General features: G+C 70.7%; 12 protein-coding genes. 5 read left to right on the top strand and 7 right to left on the bottom strand.

The window, feature by feature from the left end; genetic code table 11:
• Nucleotides 1-13 precede the first annotated feature (13 nt).
• From prcB to E1300_RS19845, 7 genes are all read right to left on the bottom strand, one after another.
• Nucleotides 14-859, bottom strand: coding sequence for a proteasome subunit beta (gene prcB / locus E1300_RS19880; RefSeq protein WP_131758523.1), 846 nt, complete (start codon nt 857-859; stop codon nt 14-16).
• 213 nt (nt 860-1,072) lie between these two features.
• Nucleotides 1,073-1,948 (bottom strand): endonuclease VII domain-containing protein, encoded by an 876-nt coding sequence (locus E1300_RS19875; protein WP_242619259.1) that lies wholly within the window; start codon nt 1,946-1,948, stop codon nt 1,073-1,075.
• Between the two features lie 430 nt (nt 1,949-2,378).
• Nucleotides 2,379-2,588: a ubiquitin-like protein Pup gene (locus E1300_RS19870; protein WP_131738340.1), complete on the bottom strand. Its 210-nt coding sequence runs from the start codon at nt 2,586-2,588 to the stop codon at nt 2,379-2,381.
• Nucleotides 2,589-2,886: 298 nt separating this feature from the next.
• Nucleotides 2,887-4,404, bottom strand: a complete 1,518-nt coding sequence (dop, locus tag E1300_RS19865; protein ID WP_207399853.1) for a depupylase/deamidase Dop — start codon at nt 4,402-4,404, stop codon at nt 2,887-2,889.
• A gap of 233 nt (nt 4,405-4,637) precedes the next feature.
• Complete coding sequence (gene arc / locus E1300_RS19860) at nt 4,638-6,401, bottom strand: proteasome ATPase (RefSeq protein ID WP_131758521.1); 1,764 nt, start codon at nt 6,399-6,401, stop codon at nt 4,638-4,640.
• Between the two features lie 317 nt (nt 6,402-6,718).
• Nucleotides 6,719-7,702, bottom strand: a complete 984-nt coding sequence (locus E1300_RS19850; RefSeq protein ID WP_131758519.1) for a tRNA (adenine-N1)-methyltransferase — start codon at nt 7,700-7,702, stop codon at nt 6,719-6,721.
• A 97-nt stretch (nt 7,703-7,799) separates the two neighbouring features.
• A complete protein-coding gene (locus tag E1300_RS19845; RefSeq protein WP_242619258.1) occupies nt 7,800-8,987 on the bottom strand; it encodes a site-2 protease family protein in 1,188 nt (395 codons plus the stop codon).
• A gap of 173 nt (nt 8,988-9,160) precedes the next feature.
• On the opposite strand from E1300_RS19845, the gene E1300_RS19840 reads away from it, so the two are divergent.
• The 5 genes from E1300_RS19840 (at nt 9,161) to E1300_RS19820 (ending at nt 16,710) form a co-directional block, all read left to right on the top strand.
• On the top strand, nt 9,161-10,093 hold the full coding sequence (locus E1300_RS19840) for a RecB family exonuclease (RefSeq protein WP_131758518.1): 933 nt from the start codon (nt 9,161-9,163) through the stop codon (nt 10,091-10,093).
• Between the two features lie 726 nt (nt 10,094-10,819).
• A complete protein-coding gene (locus E1300_RS19835; RefSeq protein WP_131758517.1) occupies nt 10,820-12,043 on the top strand; it encodes a sensor histidine kinase in 1,224 nt (407 codons plus the stop codon).
• A gap of 147 nt (nt 12,044-12,190) precedes the next feature.
• On the top strand, nt 12,191-12,871 hold the full coding sequence (locus E1300_RS19830) for a response regulator (RefSeq protein WP_131758516.1): 681 nt from the start codon (nt 12,191-12,193) through the stop codon (nt 12,869-12,871).
• 519 nt (nt 12,872-13,390) lie between these two features.
• Nucleotides 13,391-14,224 carry an ABC transporter ATP-binding protein gene (locus E1300_RS19825; RefSeq protein WP_131758515.1) on the top strand — a complete coding sequence of 278 codons (834 nt, stop codon included), beginning with the start codon at nt 13,391-13,393 and terminating at the stop codon, nt 14,222-14,224.
• On the top strand, nt 14,221-16,710 hold the full coding sequence (locus tag E1300_RS19820) for an ABC transporter permease (protein ID WP_242619257.1): 2,490 nt from the start codon (nt 14,221-14,223) through the stop codon (nt 16,708-16,710). The genes E1300_RS19825 and E1300_RS19820 overlap by 4 nt, the downstream gene beginning before the upstream one ends.
• Nucleotides 16,711-16,805 lie beyond the last annotated feature (95 nt).

Here is a 16,805-nt window from a genome sequence, read left to right as displayed (position 1 = left end):
GTTCGGATCCTCTCTATCGCAGCGGGGCGGTCGGACCGCCCGGCGAGTCGTAACGTCCCTCGACCACGGCCCGCGCCAACCCGCCGACCTCGTCCTCACCCAGCCGGCGGTACCCGTCCTCCGTCACCACCGCCACCACCGGGAAGATCCCCCGCGTCAGATCCGGACCACCCGTCGCCGAATCGTCGTCCGCCGCGTCGTACAGCGCCTGCACGCACACCAGCGCCGCGTCCTCCGCCGACAGATCCGCCCGGTACAGCTTCTTCAACGCCCCCCGCGCGAACACCGACCCCGAACCGATCGAGTAGAAGTCCCGCTCCTCGTACCGGCCACCCGCCGGATCATAGGAGAAGATCCGCCCCGCGTCGCGCTCCTCGTCATAGCCCGCGAACAACGGCACCACCGCCAGCCCCTGCATCGCCAGACCCAGGTTCTGCCGCACCATCGTCGCCAGCCGGTTCGCCTTCCCCTCCACCGACAGCGTCCGGCCCTCGCGCTTCTCGTAGTGCTCCAGCTCCACCTGGAACAACCGCACCATCTCGACGCCGATGCCCGCCGTCCCCGCGATCGCGATCGCCGAGAACTCGTCCGCGCGGAACACCTTCTCGATGTCACGCTGCGCGATCATGTTTCCCGCCGTCGCCCGCCGGTCCCCCGCCATCACCACCCCACCGGGGAACGCCGCCGCGACGATCGTCGTCCCATGCGGGATCTCGGCACCCGCGGACGACACCGGCACAGGCCGCCGACCGGGCAGCAGATCCGGGGAGTACGACCCCAGGAACTCCGTGAACGAGGACGAATCCGGGCTCGAGAACAACCCCGGCAGTCGTCCGGCGTGCGAATCGTGGGACGCCACGCGACTCCCCTCCCTCCACCAGGCGCCGGCTCCAACTCACAACCCCACCGGCGCGGACGACTACGACCCTACTGTTCAACCGTCGTCCACCGCATGCCACGTGATCCCCACGCCGTAAGCCGACGGCGAACCCACCCCACCTCGGCCCATCCCCGCAGACGCCGAACCCGGCGCCCCCCGCACACCGCCGGGCCGACACACTCCACGACCGGCTCAACCCGACCGCGCGTACTCCTCGCTGATCGCCCTCTCCCACGCCAGGATCTCGTCCAGGCAGCGGTCGAGCCACGTGGGTCCCTCGTGATCGTCAGCGACCTCCCAGGCGTCCCTGCGGAACCGCCCGTCCGCCTCCCGGTACCCCTCCCACCCGTCCAGCGGCACCGTCACCGGATCGACGTCCGGCACGGTGAACGACAGCCGCGTCCCGCCATCCGCAGTAGGCACCTCCCTCACGAGCTGCCCGAGCAGATAGTCCGCCGCACGCCGCAGCGACGTGGGGTCATCACCGAGCTGCCCCATCCCGGTGTTGCACGCACCACACGCGATACCGCGCACCGCACCAGTGGCATGATCATGGTCGACGTGCTCTGCGGGCACGTCCCAGCAGACCGCGCACAGACCGCCCTGCGCATCGAGCAGCCGCCGCACATCGGCCTCTTCGAGCCCGTACCGCCGCCGCAGGTGATTCTGCCGATTACTCTGCCGGGACAGCCCCGCCGACCTACGTCGCCGCCACCATTCCTCTTCTTTTCGACGAGGAGGACCGGCCAACGTCGTGGAGCCGAATTCCAGCAGCATCCCGCGCGCATGAGGTCCCCGGAACTCCAGGTAGTCGGCGGCGGCGCCGAGGCAGCGCGGATCCTCCTCGAACTGGCCGAGCCCGCCGTTGCAGCCGAAGCAGAGCATGCTGCGGACACGCCCCGTCCAGTGACCGTGGTCCACGTGCTTCGCCTCTTTGCGAAGGCAGATGACGCAGACGCCGCCCTGCATGGCGAGCATCGCATCCGCTTCCTGCTCGGTGATGCCATAACGAAGCTTGAGGAGATAACCACGCTCACTCCCGTGGTTACGTGTTTTGATCTCCTTCATGGCCTCGTTGTGGCACGGACGGCAGTAATCCGCGAGTCCGGTCGCGCTGGCGCGATTCTTACCGAACTCTCCCACCGGCTTGGTCTCCGCGCAGCGGGCGCAGTACTTCATCCCCTCAGGGACTGCCGAATGCCGCCGGTACGGCCGTGACGCTTTGCCCTCCTTGGCTCGCTTCCCCCTATATGAGGAGGAGTTGCGTAATCCGAAGCACTCCCTGCAATAGAGGGACAGACCGTCTGCGGACGCTTTGCGCTTCCAGAACTCCGTGGCGGGCTTGACCATGCCGCAGTCGCGACACCTTTTCGAAGACATGTGCGCGACCTTACCAAGGTCACGCACACTCTCGAAGGCCTTTTCGATTTTTGGGCCCTGAGGACCAGTCGGACCCGGTCACCTCCTAAAAGATTCCGACATGTCCGCTTTTATCGCACTATTCCCCGCCTTTTTGGACGTACGCACGGACGAATTCCTCCGCATTTTCTTCGAGGACTTCGTCAATTTCATCGAGAATTGCGTCGACGTCGTCGGTGAGCTTTTCCTGGCGCTCCTGGACGTCCTCGGTCGTCGTGGCCTCGGTCTCCTCGACCTCTTCCGTGCGCCGGGTGGTCTGCTTCTGACCGCCGGTGTCCTTCGTGGCCATTCCGTACCTCCGCTCTGCCGGTACCCCCAACCCTATCCCCGATCTTCGGCGGTGAACGGACCTGCCGGTCCGTTTCGCCGCCTCGACGGAGTCGGGGGGCCTGCTCCGGTTATCGCCCGTCCGCCGACCACTGAAACGGGCATAGCGGTCACGAAACCGAGATCTCGCCCGAAGACGCAGGTCAGGTCGGGTGTTCGAGCTCGATACTCGCACTATCCAGTGCGTTTGTCATGCAATGAGGGCCGCCCGCGCGTCATATCGGCGCGCGGGCGGCCCGTGGTGCCCGTTCGGGTGCTCGTCAGCTCTGGCCGGTGAGGGTGGCGACGAGGTCGGCCGCGGTGCGGCAGCGGTCCAGGAGGGCGCCGACGTGCTGCTTGGTGCCGCGGAGGGGTTCCAGGGTGGGGACGCGCTGGAGGGATTCGCGGCCGGGGACGTCGAAGATGACGGAGTCCCAGGAGGCGGCGGCGACGGATTCGGCGTACTGGCGGAGGCAGCGGCCGCGGAAGTAGGCGCGGGTGTCCTCGGGGGGGTCCTCGACGGCGGCTTCGACCTGGTTCTCGGTGACGACGCGTTCGATGCGGCCGCGTGAGACGAGGCGGTTGTAGAGGCCCTTGTCGGGGCGGATGTCGGTGTACTGGAGGTCGACGAGCTGGAGGCGGGGGTGGGACCAGTCGAGGCCGTCGCGGCTGCGGTAGCCCTCGAGGAGGGCGAGTTTGGCGACCCAGTCGAGTTCGCGGGAGAGCTGCATGGGGTCGTCGCCGAGGCGGTGGAGGACGGACTCCCAGCGGTCGAGGACGTCCTTGGTCATCTCGTCGACGTCGGCGCCGAAGCGGTCTTCGACGTATTTGCGGGATTGTTCGAGGTATTCGAGTTGGAGCTGGACGGCGGTCATCTTGCGGCCGTCGCGGAGGGTGAGGAGGTGTTTGCAGGTGGGGTCGTGGGAGACGGCGCGGAGGGCGGCGACGGGCATGTCGACGGAGAGGTCGACGGTGAGGAAGCCGTCTTCGATCATGGCGAGGACGAGGGCGGTGGTGCCGAGTTTGAGGTAGGTGGAGGTCTCGGCCATGTTTGCGTCGCCGATGATGACGTGGAGGCGGCGGTATTTCTCGGGGTCGGCGTGGGGTTCGTCGCGGGTGTTGATGATGGGGCGTTTGAGGGTGGTCTCGAGGCCGACCTCGACTTCGAAGAAGTCGGCGCGCTGGCTGATCTGGAAGCCGTCGCCACGGCCGTCGACGCCGATGCCGACGCGGCCGGCGCCGGTGACGACCTGGCGGGAGACGAAGAAGGGGGTGAGGTGGCGGACGATGTCGGCGAAGGGCGTTTCGCGCTTCATGAGGTAGTTCTCATGGCAGCCGTAGGAGGCGCCCTTGTTGTCGGTGTTGTTCTTGTAGAGCTGGATGGGGTTGGTGCCGGGGATCATGGCGGCGCGGGCGGCGGCGTCGGCCATGACGCGCTCGCCTGCTTTGTCCCAGATGACGGCGTCGAGGGGGTTGGTGCACTCGGGCGCGGAGTACTCGGGGTGGGCGTGGTCGACGTAGAGCCGGGCGCCGTTGGTGAGGATGACGTTGGCGAGGCCGAGGTCCTCGTCGGTGAGCTGGGTGGGGTCGGCGACCTCGCGGGCGAGGTCGAAGCCGCGGGCGTCGCGCAGCGGGTTCTCCTCCTCGAAGTCCCATCGGGCCCTCCGGGCCCGTGCCGCCGATGCCGCGAGGTAGGCGTTGACGACCTGGGAGGAGGTCACCATCGCGTTGGCCCCTGGCTGACCGGGTACGGAGATGCCGTACTCGGTCTCGATGCCCATCACCCGCCGAACACTCATATCGTCGAGCCTATCGGGGCGGGCGGGGTGGAGCCATGGGGCTCGTCTTTAGCGGCGTGTGTTGATGTTTCGGGCCTGGTGTCGGGTTGGGCCGGGGTGCTGGGCCGGGCGTGGCGGGTGCGGTGCGCGTCGGTGCGGGTGCGTTGTGTCATGGGTTTCGGGGTGAGACGGGCCGCGGCGGCCTCCCCGGGTGGGGCGGCCGCCGCGCTCGTCGTTGCGTGGTGTGGGGTTGGTTACAGGTACTGGCCGGTGTTGGCGACGGTGTCGATGGACCGGCCGGCTTCGGCGCCCTTGGTCCCGGAGACGAGCGTGCGGATGTAGACGATCCGTTCGCCCTTCTTGCCGGAGATGCGGGCCCAGTCGTCGGGGTTGGTGGTGTTGGGCAGGTCCTCGTTCTCGCTGAACTCGTCGACGCAGGCGGCGAGCAGGTGGGAGACCCGCATGCCCTTCTGGCCGGTGTCGAGGAACTGCTTGATGGCCATCTTCTTGGCGCGGTCGACGATGTTCTGGATCATCGCTCCGGAGTTGAAGTCCTTGAAGTAGAGGACTTCCTTGTCGCCGTTGGCGTAGGTGACCTCCAGGAAGCGGTTCTCGTCGCTCTCGGTGTACATCCGTTCGACGACCCGCTGGATCATCGCCTCGACGGTGGCCTCCTCGGAGCCGCCGTGCTCCTTGATGTCGTCGGGGTGCAGCGGGAGGCCGCTGAGGATGTACTTGGAGAAGATGTCCTTGGCGGCCTCGGCGTCGGGGCGCTCGATCTTGATCTTCACGTCGAGCCGGCCGGGGCGCAGGATCGCGGGGTCGATCATGTCCTCGCGGTTGGAGGCGCCGATGACGATGACGTTCTCCAGGCCCTCGACTCCGTCGATCTCGCTGAGGAGCTGCGGGACGATGGTGTTCTCGACGTCGGAGGAGACGCCGGATCCGCGGGTGCGGAAGATGGAGTCCATCTCGTCGAAGAAGACGATGACGGGGGTTCCGGCGGAGGCCTTCTCCCGTGCCCGCTGGAAGACCAGGCGGATGTGCCGCTCGGTCTCGCCGACGTACTTGTTGAGCAGTTCGGGGCCCTTGATGTTGAGGAAGAAGCTCTTGCCTTCGGTGCCGGTCTGCTCGGCGACCTTCTTGGCCAGCGAGTTGGCGACGGCCTTGGCGATGAGGGTCTTCCCGCAGCCGGGCGGCCCGTAGAGGAGGACGCCCTTGGGGGGCCTGAGCTGGTGCTCGCGGAAGAGGTCCGCGTGCAGGTAGGGGAGTTCGACGGCGTCGCGGATCATCTCGATCTGCGATCCGAGGCCGCCGATCTCGTCGTAGGAGATGTCGGGGACCTCTTCGAGGACGAGTTCTTCGACCTCCGCCTTGTGGATCTTCTCGTAGGCGTATCCGGACCGGGATTCGAGCATGAGCGAGTCGCCTGCGCGGAGGGGTACCCCGCGGAGGGGCTCGGCGAGTTTGATGACGCGTTCCTCGTCCGCGTGGGCGATGACGAGTGCGCGTTCGCCGTCGTCGAAGAGTTCCTTGAGCATGACGACTTCGCCCTGCTCTTCGAAGGCGAGTGCTTCGACGACGTTGAGGGCCTCGTTGAGCATGACCTCTTGGCCGCGCTGCAGTTCGTCGACGTCGACGGCGGGGCTGACGTTCACGCGGAGTTTGCGTCCGCCGGTGAAGATGTCGACCGTTCCATCGTCGCGGGCCTCGAGGAAGACCCCGAATCCCGAGGGTGGTTGCGCGAGCCTGTCGACCTCCTCCTTGAGCGCCACGATCTGTTCGCGAGCCTCTTTGAGGGTCGCTACGAGACGCTCGTTCTGACCCGTTACGGCGGCCAGGTTGGCCTGTGCCTCATGGAGGCGTTCTTCCAGCACACGTACTTGGCGCGGGGATTCCGCGAGCTTGCGGCGCAGCACGGAGATCTCCTCCTCCAGGAAGGAGATCTGCGTTTGGAGGTCTCTAACCTCCTTGTCGTGCTGCGCCCTGCGCGCCCCAGCATCGTCACGAGCGGCCACGCCCCGTCACCTCCTCACGAAGAGAGCCGACGACCTACTGAGACCCTACCTATCTGGAGGGCTTCCGTAACCTGCCCATTCGGTTCTCGTGTCGTGCGGGGGGCTGTCGCGGGCGGGCGGGGTGGCTTCTGCCTGGGTGGCTGGGGTGGCGGTGCGGGGTGGGTGCGGGCGGGATTTCCGCTGGTCCGGGCGTGTCGTTGTGGCGGGTTTGCCGATTTCAGCGCGGGTGCGGGGACGGGTGGGGCGGGGGGGGGCGGCTGGTGGTTCGTTGACCGGGTGTAGCGGTGGCGCCAGGGCGGTGGCCCCGAGAATGTGATCTATGCCTCGGCGGGGGCGTCCGGCGTGGCGGCTGCGGAGGGGGCGGGTGCCGGGTCGGTGTCCACGGTGCCGGACGCGGCGCTGCGGGCAGGGCGGGCGGGTTCGGGGTTGGCGCCCTTGGCGGGACGGCGGCGGCGGGCGGGGGCGGTGACGCCGTCGGCGAGGCGGCGGGCGGTGACGAGGAAGCCGGTGTGGCCGACCATGCGGTGGTCGGGGCGGACGGCGAGGCCTTCGACGTGCCAGGAGCGGAGCATGGTCTCGAAGGCGTAGGGCTCGGCGAAGGCGCCGTGGGCGCGGAGGTCCTCGACGACGCGGGACATCTGGGTGGTGGTGGCGATGTAGGCGCAGACCATGCCGCCGGGGATGAGGGCCTTGGCGACGGCGTCGAGGCATTCCCAGGGGGCGAGCATGTCGAGGACGACGCGGTCGACCTCGGTCTCGGCGAGGGTGTCCTCGAGGGAGCCGAGGGTGAGGGTCCAGGCGGGGTGGGGGCCGCCGAAGAACTTCTCGACGTTGGCGCGGGCGATGTCGGCGAAGTCGGGGCGGCGCTCGTAGGAGGAGAGGTGGCCGTGCTCGCCGACGGCGCGCAGGAGGAAGCAGCTGAGGGCGCCGGAGCCGGCGCCGGCCTCGACGACGCGGGCGCCGGGGAAGATGTCGGCCATGGCGACGATCTGGGCGGCGTCCTTGGGGTAGACGACGGCGGCGCCGCGGGGCATGCGGACGGCGAAGTCGGCGAGGAGGGGCCGGAAGGCGAGGTACTCGGTGCCGCCGGTGGAGCGGAAGACGGATCCTTCGGGGCTGCCGATGATGTCGTCGTGGGGGACGGAGCCCTTGTGGGAGTGGTAGAGCTTGCCGGGCTGGAGGGTGATGGTGTTGATGCGGCCCTTGGGGTCGGTGAGCTGAACCTGGTCTCCGGGCCGGAACGGGCCGTGGGGGATGCGGCCTGGGGAGGTGGTGGGCTCGGTCGGCTGGGGTTCGCTCATGGCCATCAAGGCTAGCGCCGGGCGGGCGCAGCTCAGGCCGGTCACGGTGCCGCTCGGGCCCGTCCCAGCGAGGATCGACGGCGCGGTCGCCCGGGGGTCAGATCCCGGCGAAGGCGCGGTCGACGTCGGCGACGGCGAGGACGCCGTAGACGCGGCCGTCCGGTTCGACGAGGAGGTACTCGGAGGCGGGCGCGCGGCGCAGGGCGTTGATGAGGTCCTCGCCGGCGATGTCGGCGGGGAGGGTGAGGTCGTCGTCGACGCCGCGGGACAGCTCGCCGGCGGACACCCAGGGGCGGCGGTGCTGCGGGGTGGCGGTGACGGCCTTCTCGTTGACGAGGCCGCGGGGCGCGCCGTCGTGGTCGACGATCACGAGGGCGCCGGCGTGGTCCTCCTGGGCGCGGCGGATGGCCTCGGCGAGGGGGACGTCGGCGGTGACGAGGGTGGCGCGGCGGGCGAGGCGGCGGGCGGACAGCAGCGGGATGCGGTCGCGGACGCGCTCGGCACGGATGGACTGGGTGGCGCCGACCCAGATGAAGGAGGCGACGAGGGCGGACCACAGGAGCGCGAGCCAGCCGAAGCCGCCTTCGCCGTCCTCGGTGCGGTAGGTGGCGAGGTAGGCGCCGACGACGAGGCAGCCGACGGCGACGGACCGGCCGATCCAGCCGGCGACGAGGGCGCCGCTGCGGCTGCGTCCGGTGACCTTCCAGACGGCGGCGCGGACGAGCCGCCCGCCGTCCAGGGGCAGGCCCGGGAGGAGGTTGAACACGCCGACGAGGAGGTTGGCGAAGGTGAGGGCCTCCAGCAGCAGGAGGGCGACGTCGGGGAGGGTGAGGACGGCGTGGAGGAACAGGCCGAGTCCGGCCAGGACGAGGTTGACGAGGGGCCCGGCGAAGGCGATGAGGAACTCGCGTCCGGGCGTCGGGGCCTCGCGTTCGATGGAGGTCTCGCCGCCGAGGATGTGGAGGGTGACGGACCGGACGGGCAGGCCGAGGACCCGCGCGGTGACGGCGTGGCTGAGCTCGTGGACGAACACCGAGCCGTACAGCAGGACGGCGTAGGCGAACGCGACGAGGTAGCTGAGGGGCCGGTCGGCGACGTCGTTGACCTGGCCTTCGAACATGACGGTGACGAGCACGGCCACCAGGAACCAGCTGGGCGAGACGTACACGGGGACCCCGAACGGCCGGCCGATGAACAGGCCGGGCCGCGCGGTCCGGCCGTCGTCGGGGGCGGCGGGGTCGCCGGCGGGCGTCTTGCCCTGGGTCGGAGGTGCGCTGTGTGTCACCTCACCGATGCTACGGCCCCCGGCGGTGTAGGAGGGTCCCGGCCGTGCCCGGCGCTCGCCCGGCGACCAGCGCCGCGACCGCGCCCGGCCGGACCCCGGCCGGTGTCGCGGTCCGGGCGCGGGCGGGGCGCCGTGCGGGCTTTCGTCGGGGGTCTGGCCTACGCTGCGATGCCATGACGACCACCGAGACCGGTAGCGAGGCGACAGTTCCGGCGGGCGCGTCCCCGGAGGCGCGGGAGGGGACGGTGCCGGTGATCGGGTCGCTGTCGCCGTCCCGTGCGGGCGACTTCATGACCTGCCCGCTGCTGTACCGGTTCCGGGTGATCGACAAGCTGCCGGAGCGACCGAGCCCGGCGGCGGCGCGGGGGACGCTGGTCCACGCGGTGCTGGAGCGGCTGTACGACCTCCCGACGGGCGAGCGGACGGCCGAGGCGGCGCTGGAGATGCTCGATCCGCAGTGGGAGCGCCTGCTGGAGGCGGAGCCGGAGCTGGCGGAGCTGTTCGCCGGCGAGGGCGGTGAGGCGGAGCGGCAGGGCTGGCTGGAGCAGGCACGGCGGATGGTCGAGCGGTACTTCACGCTGGAGGACCCGCGGCGGCTGGAGCCGGCGGAGCGCGAGCTGTTCGTGGAGACGGTCCTCGACTCGGGCCTGAAGCTGCGGGGCTACATCGACCGGGTGGACGTGGCCCCGACCGGCGACATCCGCATCGTGGACTACAAGACGGGGACGGCGCCGCGTGCGGATTTCGAGGCGCGGGCGCTGTTCCAGATGAAGTTCTACGCGCTCGTGCTGTGGCGGCGCCAGGGCCGGGTGCCGCGGCTGCTCCAGCTCATGTACCTGGGCAATGGCGAGGTCCTGCGCTACGAGCCGGACGAGGCCGACCTGCGGGCCACGCAGCGCAAGGTGGAGGCGCTGTGGGCGGCGATCCGGCGGGCGATGGACACGGGCGAGTGGCGCCCGCGGACGAGCCGCCTGTGCGACTGGTGCGACCACAAGGCCCTCTGCCCGCAGTTCGGCGGCACTCCCCCGCCCCTCCCGACGACCCCGGTCGTCCGCCCCTCCCCCGCGGACCTGGAGCCAACCCCCCGAGACCGAGACGACTTCTGACCCACCCCGAGGGGCCGCGAGCCCGTCCGTCCGCCCCAGGAGACCGAGCCGACCGACACCCGCAACGCAGCCCCCGCACGCGAACCGCTAACAAGCCACCCCGGCACCCAACCTTGGGGAGCCACCCGGGGGTGCAGCGCGACACCGCGTCCAGCCAGCCCCCGGCGCCCGAACATGGGAGCCACCCGGCGCCCGAGCTCAAGGAGCCGCCCCTTCGGCGCCCGAGCCTGGGAAGCCAGCCCGAGCCCGGACGCCCCCGCCCGGAAGCCAACCTGAGCCCCGACGCCCCCACTTCGGAAGCGAACTCGACTCCAGGCGACCCGGTTCGGAAGCAGCCCGAGCCCGGACGCGCCCAACCTTGGCGGGTCAGCCGCGAGGAGCAGGTGAACACAGGGGCCCCGCCCGAGCCTTGGCGTCTCTCCCGAGGCCAGCCTCAGCACGGTGACGCAGACCCGGCCCACCGGGTGGTGGGAAGCTAGATGATCTCCGGGCGGAAACGTTGCGATCGCGTGCGAAGCCAGATCCGAGCTTGCGAGGATCTGATCGCGCAGTGAGCCGCCAGGCGAACCGAAGCGATGCGGCGATCGCCGCAGTGCCCGTTGAAGGAGGCCCGCCAGGGCCGACGCCAAGGGCACTGCAATAAGCACGTACGTCCTCCTTAGGGAGGACGACAGATACGCGTGCGGGAGGGGTAACGACCTGGCGTGACCTCCTAGGGTGAGAGTCGTGTCACCCCGCATCCGAGGTCTTCGTAGGTTCCGTGCCTGGCTGCAGTCGCGTCCGCAGGCGGGCGATGCGCTGCTGGCGCTGGGGCTGCTGGTGGTGGGGCTGCCGCAGATGTATCTGGAGGACCTTCCCCGGGACGAGGGGTACGAGCGGTTCCAGTCGCCGGATCTGCTGAACGGGGTGCTGGTCGTCCTGCTGGCGATGGCGTTGACGTTCCGGCAGCGGCATGCGCTGTCGGTGCTGCTGTTCATCTCGGCGGGTGAGCTGGCGATCGCGGCGTTGAACTATCCGCCGTCGGTCCCGGACGTGGTCGCGTTCCTGATCGCGATCTACAGTGTGGCGGCGCATCGGGGGCTGGCGCACAGCGCGCTGGGCGGGCTGGTGGGGTTCACGTGCTTCGTGGTGACGTTGCTGATGCTGCCGTTGGACGTGTCGCCGAGCGTGCTGTTCACGGACGCGGCGCTGGTGGCGGGGGTGTGGGTGCTCGGCCGGAACCTGCGGTTGCGGCGGGCGTATTTCGCGGAGCTGGAGGATCGGGCGGCGCGGCTGGAGCGGGCGCGGGGGACGGACGCGCGGGCGGCGCGGATCGAGGAGCGGTCGCGGATCGCGCGGGAGCTGCACGATGTGGTGGCGCACCATGTGAGCGTGATGACGGTGCAGGCGGGCGCGGCGCGGCGGATCATCGATCGGGACGCCGACAGCGCGCGGGAGGCGATGTCGACGATCGAGGAGGTCGGGCGGACGGCGCTGAGCGAGATGCGGCGGATCGTGGGGGTGCTGCGGACGGACCGGGACGCGGAGCAGGCGGGCCGGGAGCTGGCGCCGCAGCCGGGGTTGGGGGATCTCGGGGAGCTGCTGGACCACGTCCGGGAGACGGGCCTGTCGGTGCAGTTGTGGATCGAGGGTGAGGCGCGGACGCCGTCGCCGGGGGTGGACGTCGCGGCGTTCCGGCTCATCCAGGAGGCGCTGACCAATACGCTCAAGCACGCGGGGTCGCAGGCGCGGGCGTGGGTGCGGTTGTACTACACCGATGACGATCTGACCGTGGAGATCGAGGACGACGGGCGCGGCACCGCGACGATCATGGCCGACAATGGGGACAATCCCGGGCACGGGCTGGTCGGGATGTACGAGCGGGTGGCGCTGTACGGCGGCGAGTTGCGGATCGGGCCGCGGGTCGGCGGCGGGTTCGGTGTGCGGGCCCGCTTCCCCTTGGAGGCATAGGGTGACGGTGAGCGGCGCGAGGCGAGGAGCGGGGACGATGGACGCGAGCGGGACCGGTGCGGCCGGCGGGACGGCGGCCGCGGCGGCGGCCGGATGGGCGGCGGCCGGGTCGGCGACGGCCGGGGCGACGGCCGGCGGGGCGGGCCGATGAGCGCGGTGCGGGTGCTGCTCGTCGACGACCAGCCGCTGCTGCGGACGGGGTTCCGGCTCATCCTGGAGGCAGAGGCCGACATCGCCGTGGTCGGCGAGGCCGGTGACGGCGCGGCGGCGGTGGAGATGACGCGGTCGCTGCTGCCGGACGTGGTCCTGATGGACATCCGGATGCCCGGGGTGGACGGCATCGAGGCGACCCGGCGGATCATCCGTGAGGAGGCGGCCTCGCACGACCCGAAGGTGCTGATCCTCACGACGTTCGATCTGGACGAGTACGTGATCGAGGCGGTGCGGGCGGGTGCCAGCGGGTTCCTGCTGAAGGACTCGCCGCCCGAGGACCTCGTGACGGCGATCCGGATCGTGGCGGCGGGCGACGCGATCGTGGCGCCGAGCGTGACGCGGCGGCTGCTGGACAAGTTCGCGTCGCGGCTGCCCGCGGTGCGGGACTCGGCGCCGCCGCCCGGGCTGAACACGCTGACGGAGCGGGAGCGGGAGGTGCTGTCGCACGTGGCGCGGGGCCAGTCGAACGCGGAGATCGCCGCGGAGCTGGTGGTGAGCGAGACGACGGTGAAGACGCACGTGGGGAACGTCCTGGCGAAGCTGGGGCTGCGGGACCGGGTGCAGGCGGTCGTGTACGCCTACGAGACGGGGTTGAGCCGCCCGGGCCAGAGCTGACGGGTCGTTCCGCGGCACTCGAAGCCGCCGGCCGCGCGCCGGCAACCCGAGCCTGATGCGCCCCGCCGGCAACCCGAGCCCGATGCGCCCGGGCGGTAGCCGGAGCCCGACGCGCCCCGGTGGTAGCCGGAGATGACGTTGACCGAAGCCGGTTCCTGCGTATCGCGGGAGCCGGCTCGCGGCGTTCTCGTCCCGGGACGTCCCCGAGCACCGGCTCCCCGTGACCCCGGCCCGCCGCAAGTCCCGTCGATGCCCCTGAGAAGCGCCTTCTGAGTCTTCCCTCAGGGCCGTCCCTGAGGTGAGGGCTGGACGACCCCCTCTTCCGACACGGGTGCCCTACTCCGGGAGGACGACGGACGGGGCGGCCTCTCATGCCACGGTTGGAGCGTTAAGTCCATTCCTGAGGTGCATCTCACGAAGCCGCCGGACTCCTACTGTTTTAGCCGACGGATCGCGGGGGTTCTCCCGGTCCGCCGGCACCGCCGGTTTCCGGTTTCCATCTCAGACAGGGGATACGACGTGGCGAACACCGCCCCATCGACAGCTGACGCGCACTCCGCGCCCGGGGCGGACGGCTTCGCCGCACGGGCCCACCGGATCGAGAAGGTGTACGGGCGCGGCGACGCGAAGGTGGTCGCGCTCGGCGGCGTGACGGCCGGCATCCCGCGCGGCCGCTTCACCGCGATCATGGGCCCGTCCGGGTCGGGGAAGTCGACGCTGATGCACTGCATGGCGGGACTGGACTCGGTCGACTCCGGTGAGGTCTTCATCGGCGACACCGAGCTGACCCGGCTGAAGGACAAGCAGCTGACCCGGCTGCGGCGCGACAAGGTCGGGTTCATCTTCCAGGCGTTCAACCTCGTCCCGACGCTGACCGCGCTGGAGAACATCACGCTGCCGATGGACATCGCGGGCCGCAAGCCCGACAGGGCGTGGCTGGACCGGGTCATCGACACGGTCGGGCTGCGGCCGCGGCTGAAGCACCGCCCGAGCGAGCTGTCGGGCGGCCAGCAGCAGCGGGTGGCGTGCGCGCGCGCCCTCGCGTCCCGCCCGGAGATCATCTTCGCGGACGAGCCGACGGGGAACCTGGACTCGCGGTCGGGGGCCGAGGTCCTCGGGTTCCTGCGCGACTCGGTCCGCGAGATGGGCCAGACGATCGTGATGGTGACGCACGACCCGTCGGCGGCGGCGTACGCCGACCAGGTGCTGTTCCTGACGGACGGGCAGATCGTCGACACGATGTCCGAGCCGACCGCCGACCGGGTGCTGGAGCGGATGAAGGGCTTCGAGACCGGCCGCCCGGCCGGGACCGGCGCCCAGGGCGCGCAGGAGCCGGGGGTCGCGGCCCGATGATGGCGAAGGTCACGCTCCGCAACCTCGCGGCGCACAAGATCAGGCTGGTGCTGACGGCCGTCGCGGTGATCCTCGGCGTGGCGTTCGTGGCCGGCACGCTGATCTTCACGGACACGATGAACAAGCAGTTCGACGACCTGTTCAGCCGCATCGGCACGAACGTGGCCGTGGACGTGCGCGCGAAGAAGGTCGTCGACGACGAGGACGGGACGGCGTCGCAGCCGGTGCCGGCGTCGCTGCTGCGGACGATCCAGGGCGTCGAGGGCGTCAAGGACCCGTTCGGGAACGTCAACGGCTTCGCCGCCGTGGTCGGCTCGAACGGGAAGCTCGTCGGCGGCGGGCAGGGGCCGCCGCAGTTCGGCACGAACTGGAACCCGCACGGCTCCTACGACCTCGCGTCCGGGCGGGCGCCGCAGGGCCCCGGCGAGATCGTCGTCGACGCGGACACGGCGAAGAAGGGGAAGCTGGCGCTCGGTTCCACCGCCCGGGTCGTCACCTCCGGCCCGCCCCGCCAGATGAAGATCGTCGGGCTGATCGACACGGGTGACCTGATGGGCGCCACCGTCGTCGCGTTCGACACGCCGACGGCGCAGCGGCTGATGCTGAAGCCCGGCTACTTCACCGACATCGAGATGGGCACGACGGGCCCGTCGGAGACCGAGCTCCGCGACCGCGTCGCCAGGGCGCTGCCCGCCGGGACGGAGGCCGTCACCGGCACCAAGCTCCGCGAGGAGTCCAAGAGTGACGTCGCCCAGTTCCTCAACTTCTTCCGGACGTTCCTGCTGGTCTTCGCCCTCATCTCGATCTTCGTCGGGGCGTTCATCATCTTCAACACGTTCTCGATGCTGGTCGCGCAGCGGACCCGGGAGCTGGCGCTGCTGCGCGCCGTCGGCGCCGCCCGCCCGCAGGTGACGCGGGCGGTCATCGGCGAGGCCGTCGCGGTCGGGTTCGTCGGGTCGACGCTCGGCCTCGGCGCCGGCGCGGGCCTGGCCTCGCTGCTCCAGGCCGCCGCCGGGAGCGGCGGCGGGCTGCGGTTCACCGCGACCCCGGTGATCTGGTCGTACGTCGTCGGGATCGTCGTCACCGTCGTGTCGGCGTACTTCCCCGCGCGGCGCGCCGCGAAGATCCCGCCGGTCGCGGCGATGCGCGACGACGTCGCGCTGCCGCAGCGGTCGCTGCGGATCCGGATCGCGCTCGGGTCGCTGCTCACCCTCGCCGGCGCCGGCCTCATCGCGGCCGGGCTCGCCGGGAACGGCGGCAACCCGATGATCCCCGTCGGCGTCGGCGCGCTGCTGGTGTTCGTCGGCGTCGCGATGCTCGCCCCCGTGATCAGCGTCCCGGTGGTGCGGGTGCTCGGCGCCCCGTTCGCCCGGCTGGCGGGCGCGCCCGGCCGGCTCGCGCAGCAGAACGCGCTGCGCAACCCGCGCCGCACCGCCGCGACCGCCGCCGCCCTGATGATCGGCCTCGCGCTGATCACGCTGGTGAACGTCATGGGCGCGTCGATGCGGGCGTCGGTGGACGAGCAGATCGACGCGCAGTTCGGCACCGACTACCTCGTCCAGCCGAGCGGCGCGGGCGGCATCGACGCGAGCGCCCTCCAGAAGGTCAAGTCGACGCCGGGCGTGCTCGCGGCGTCCGAGACCTACCCGGGCCGCGCCGTGATCGCCGGGTCGAAGACGACCTACATGGCCGCCGACGCCGCCGCGATCAGCAAGGCCGCCCGCCTGAAGATCGTGTCCGGGGGCACCGACCTCGGCGCCGCCGGGATGATGATCGACGAGAAGCTCGCCGACGACAAGGGCTGGAAGGTCGGCTCGACCGTGCCCGTCCAGTTCGCCGACGGCAAGACCCAGCCGCTCACCGTGGCGGGGATCTTCACCAAGAGCGACCTGATCGGCGACAAGGTCGTCTCGCGGCAGGCGTACCTGGCGCACACCGCCACCCCCGCCGCCGACGCGATCGTCATCGACACCGCCCGCACCGACGCCGCCACCAAGGCGGCGCTGGAGCGGAGCCTGCGGGACTACCCCAACCTCGACGTCTCCGACCAGGCCGCCCTGAAGAAGGAGGCCGGCAAGCAGGTCGACGCGTTCGTCACGTTCCTGTCGATCCTGCTGTCCATGTCGGTGATCATCGCGGCGGTCGGCGTCGTCAACACCCTCGCCCTGTCGGTCATCGAACGGACCCGGGAGATCGGCCTGCTGCGCGCCATCGGCATCAGCCGCCGCCAGCTCCGCCGCATGATCCGCCTGGAGTCGATCGTCATCGCGGTGTTCGGCGCGCTGCTCGGCATGGGCATCGGCGTCGCGTTCGGCGCCGCCGTGCAGAACGCCCTCAAGGACGACGGGCTCGGCGTCCTGTCCGTCCCCTACGGCACCCTCGTCATCTACCTGGTCGTCGCCGCCGTGATCGGCGTCCTCGCCGCGCTGTGGCCGGCGTGGCGGGCCGGGCGGATGGACGTCCTCAAGGCGATCTCCACCGAGTAACCCGCCCCCGGACGCGGCACATCCTCCCGATGCCGCACCGGAACGCCCCGCACGGCACCGCCAGCACGCCGCGCGGGGCGTTCCACTGTCCGGGC

Origin of the sequence: Actinomadura fibrosa (genome assembly GCF_900659615.1) — a bacterium.
GTDB classification, from domain to species: domain Bacteria; phylum Actinomycetota; class Actinomycetes; order Streptosporangiales; family Streptosporangiaceae; genus Spirillospora; species Spirillospora fibrosa.
This window is presented reverse-complemented; position numbering and strand designations above follow the sequence as displayed.

Bases quoted from the DNA above. Each gene is read 5' to 3' on its own strand.
- E1300_RS19875 (WP_242619259.1), bottom strand. From the start codon at position 1,948: ATGAAGGAGATCAAAACACGTAACCACGGGAGTGAGCGTGGTTATCTC.
- E1300_RS19870 (WP_131738340.1), bottom strand. From the start codon at position 2,588: ATGGCCACGAAGGACACCGGCGGTCAGAAGCAGACCACCCGGCGCACG.
- dop (WP_207399853.1), bottom strand. From the start codon at position 4,404: ATGAGTGTTCGGCGGGTGATGGGCATCGAGACCGAGTACGGCATCTCC.
- E1300_RS19850 (WP_131758519.1), bottom strand. From the start codon at position 7,702: ATGAGCGAACCCCAGCCGACCGAGCCCACCACCTCCCCAGGCCGCATC.
- E1300_RS19840 (WP_131758518.1), top strand. From the start codon at position 9,161: ATGACGACCACCGAGACCGGTAGCGAGGCGACAGTTCCGGCGGGCGCG.
- E1300_RS19830 (WP_131758516.1), top strand. From the start codon at position 12,191: ATGAGCGCGGTGCGGGTGCTGCTCGTCGACGACCAGCCGCTGCTGCGG.
- E1300_RS19820 (WP_242619257.1), top strand. From the start codon at position 14,221: ATGATGGCGAAGGTCACGCTCCGCAACCTCGCGGCGCACAAGATCAGG.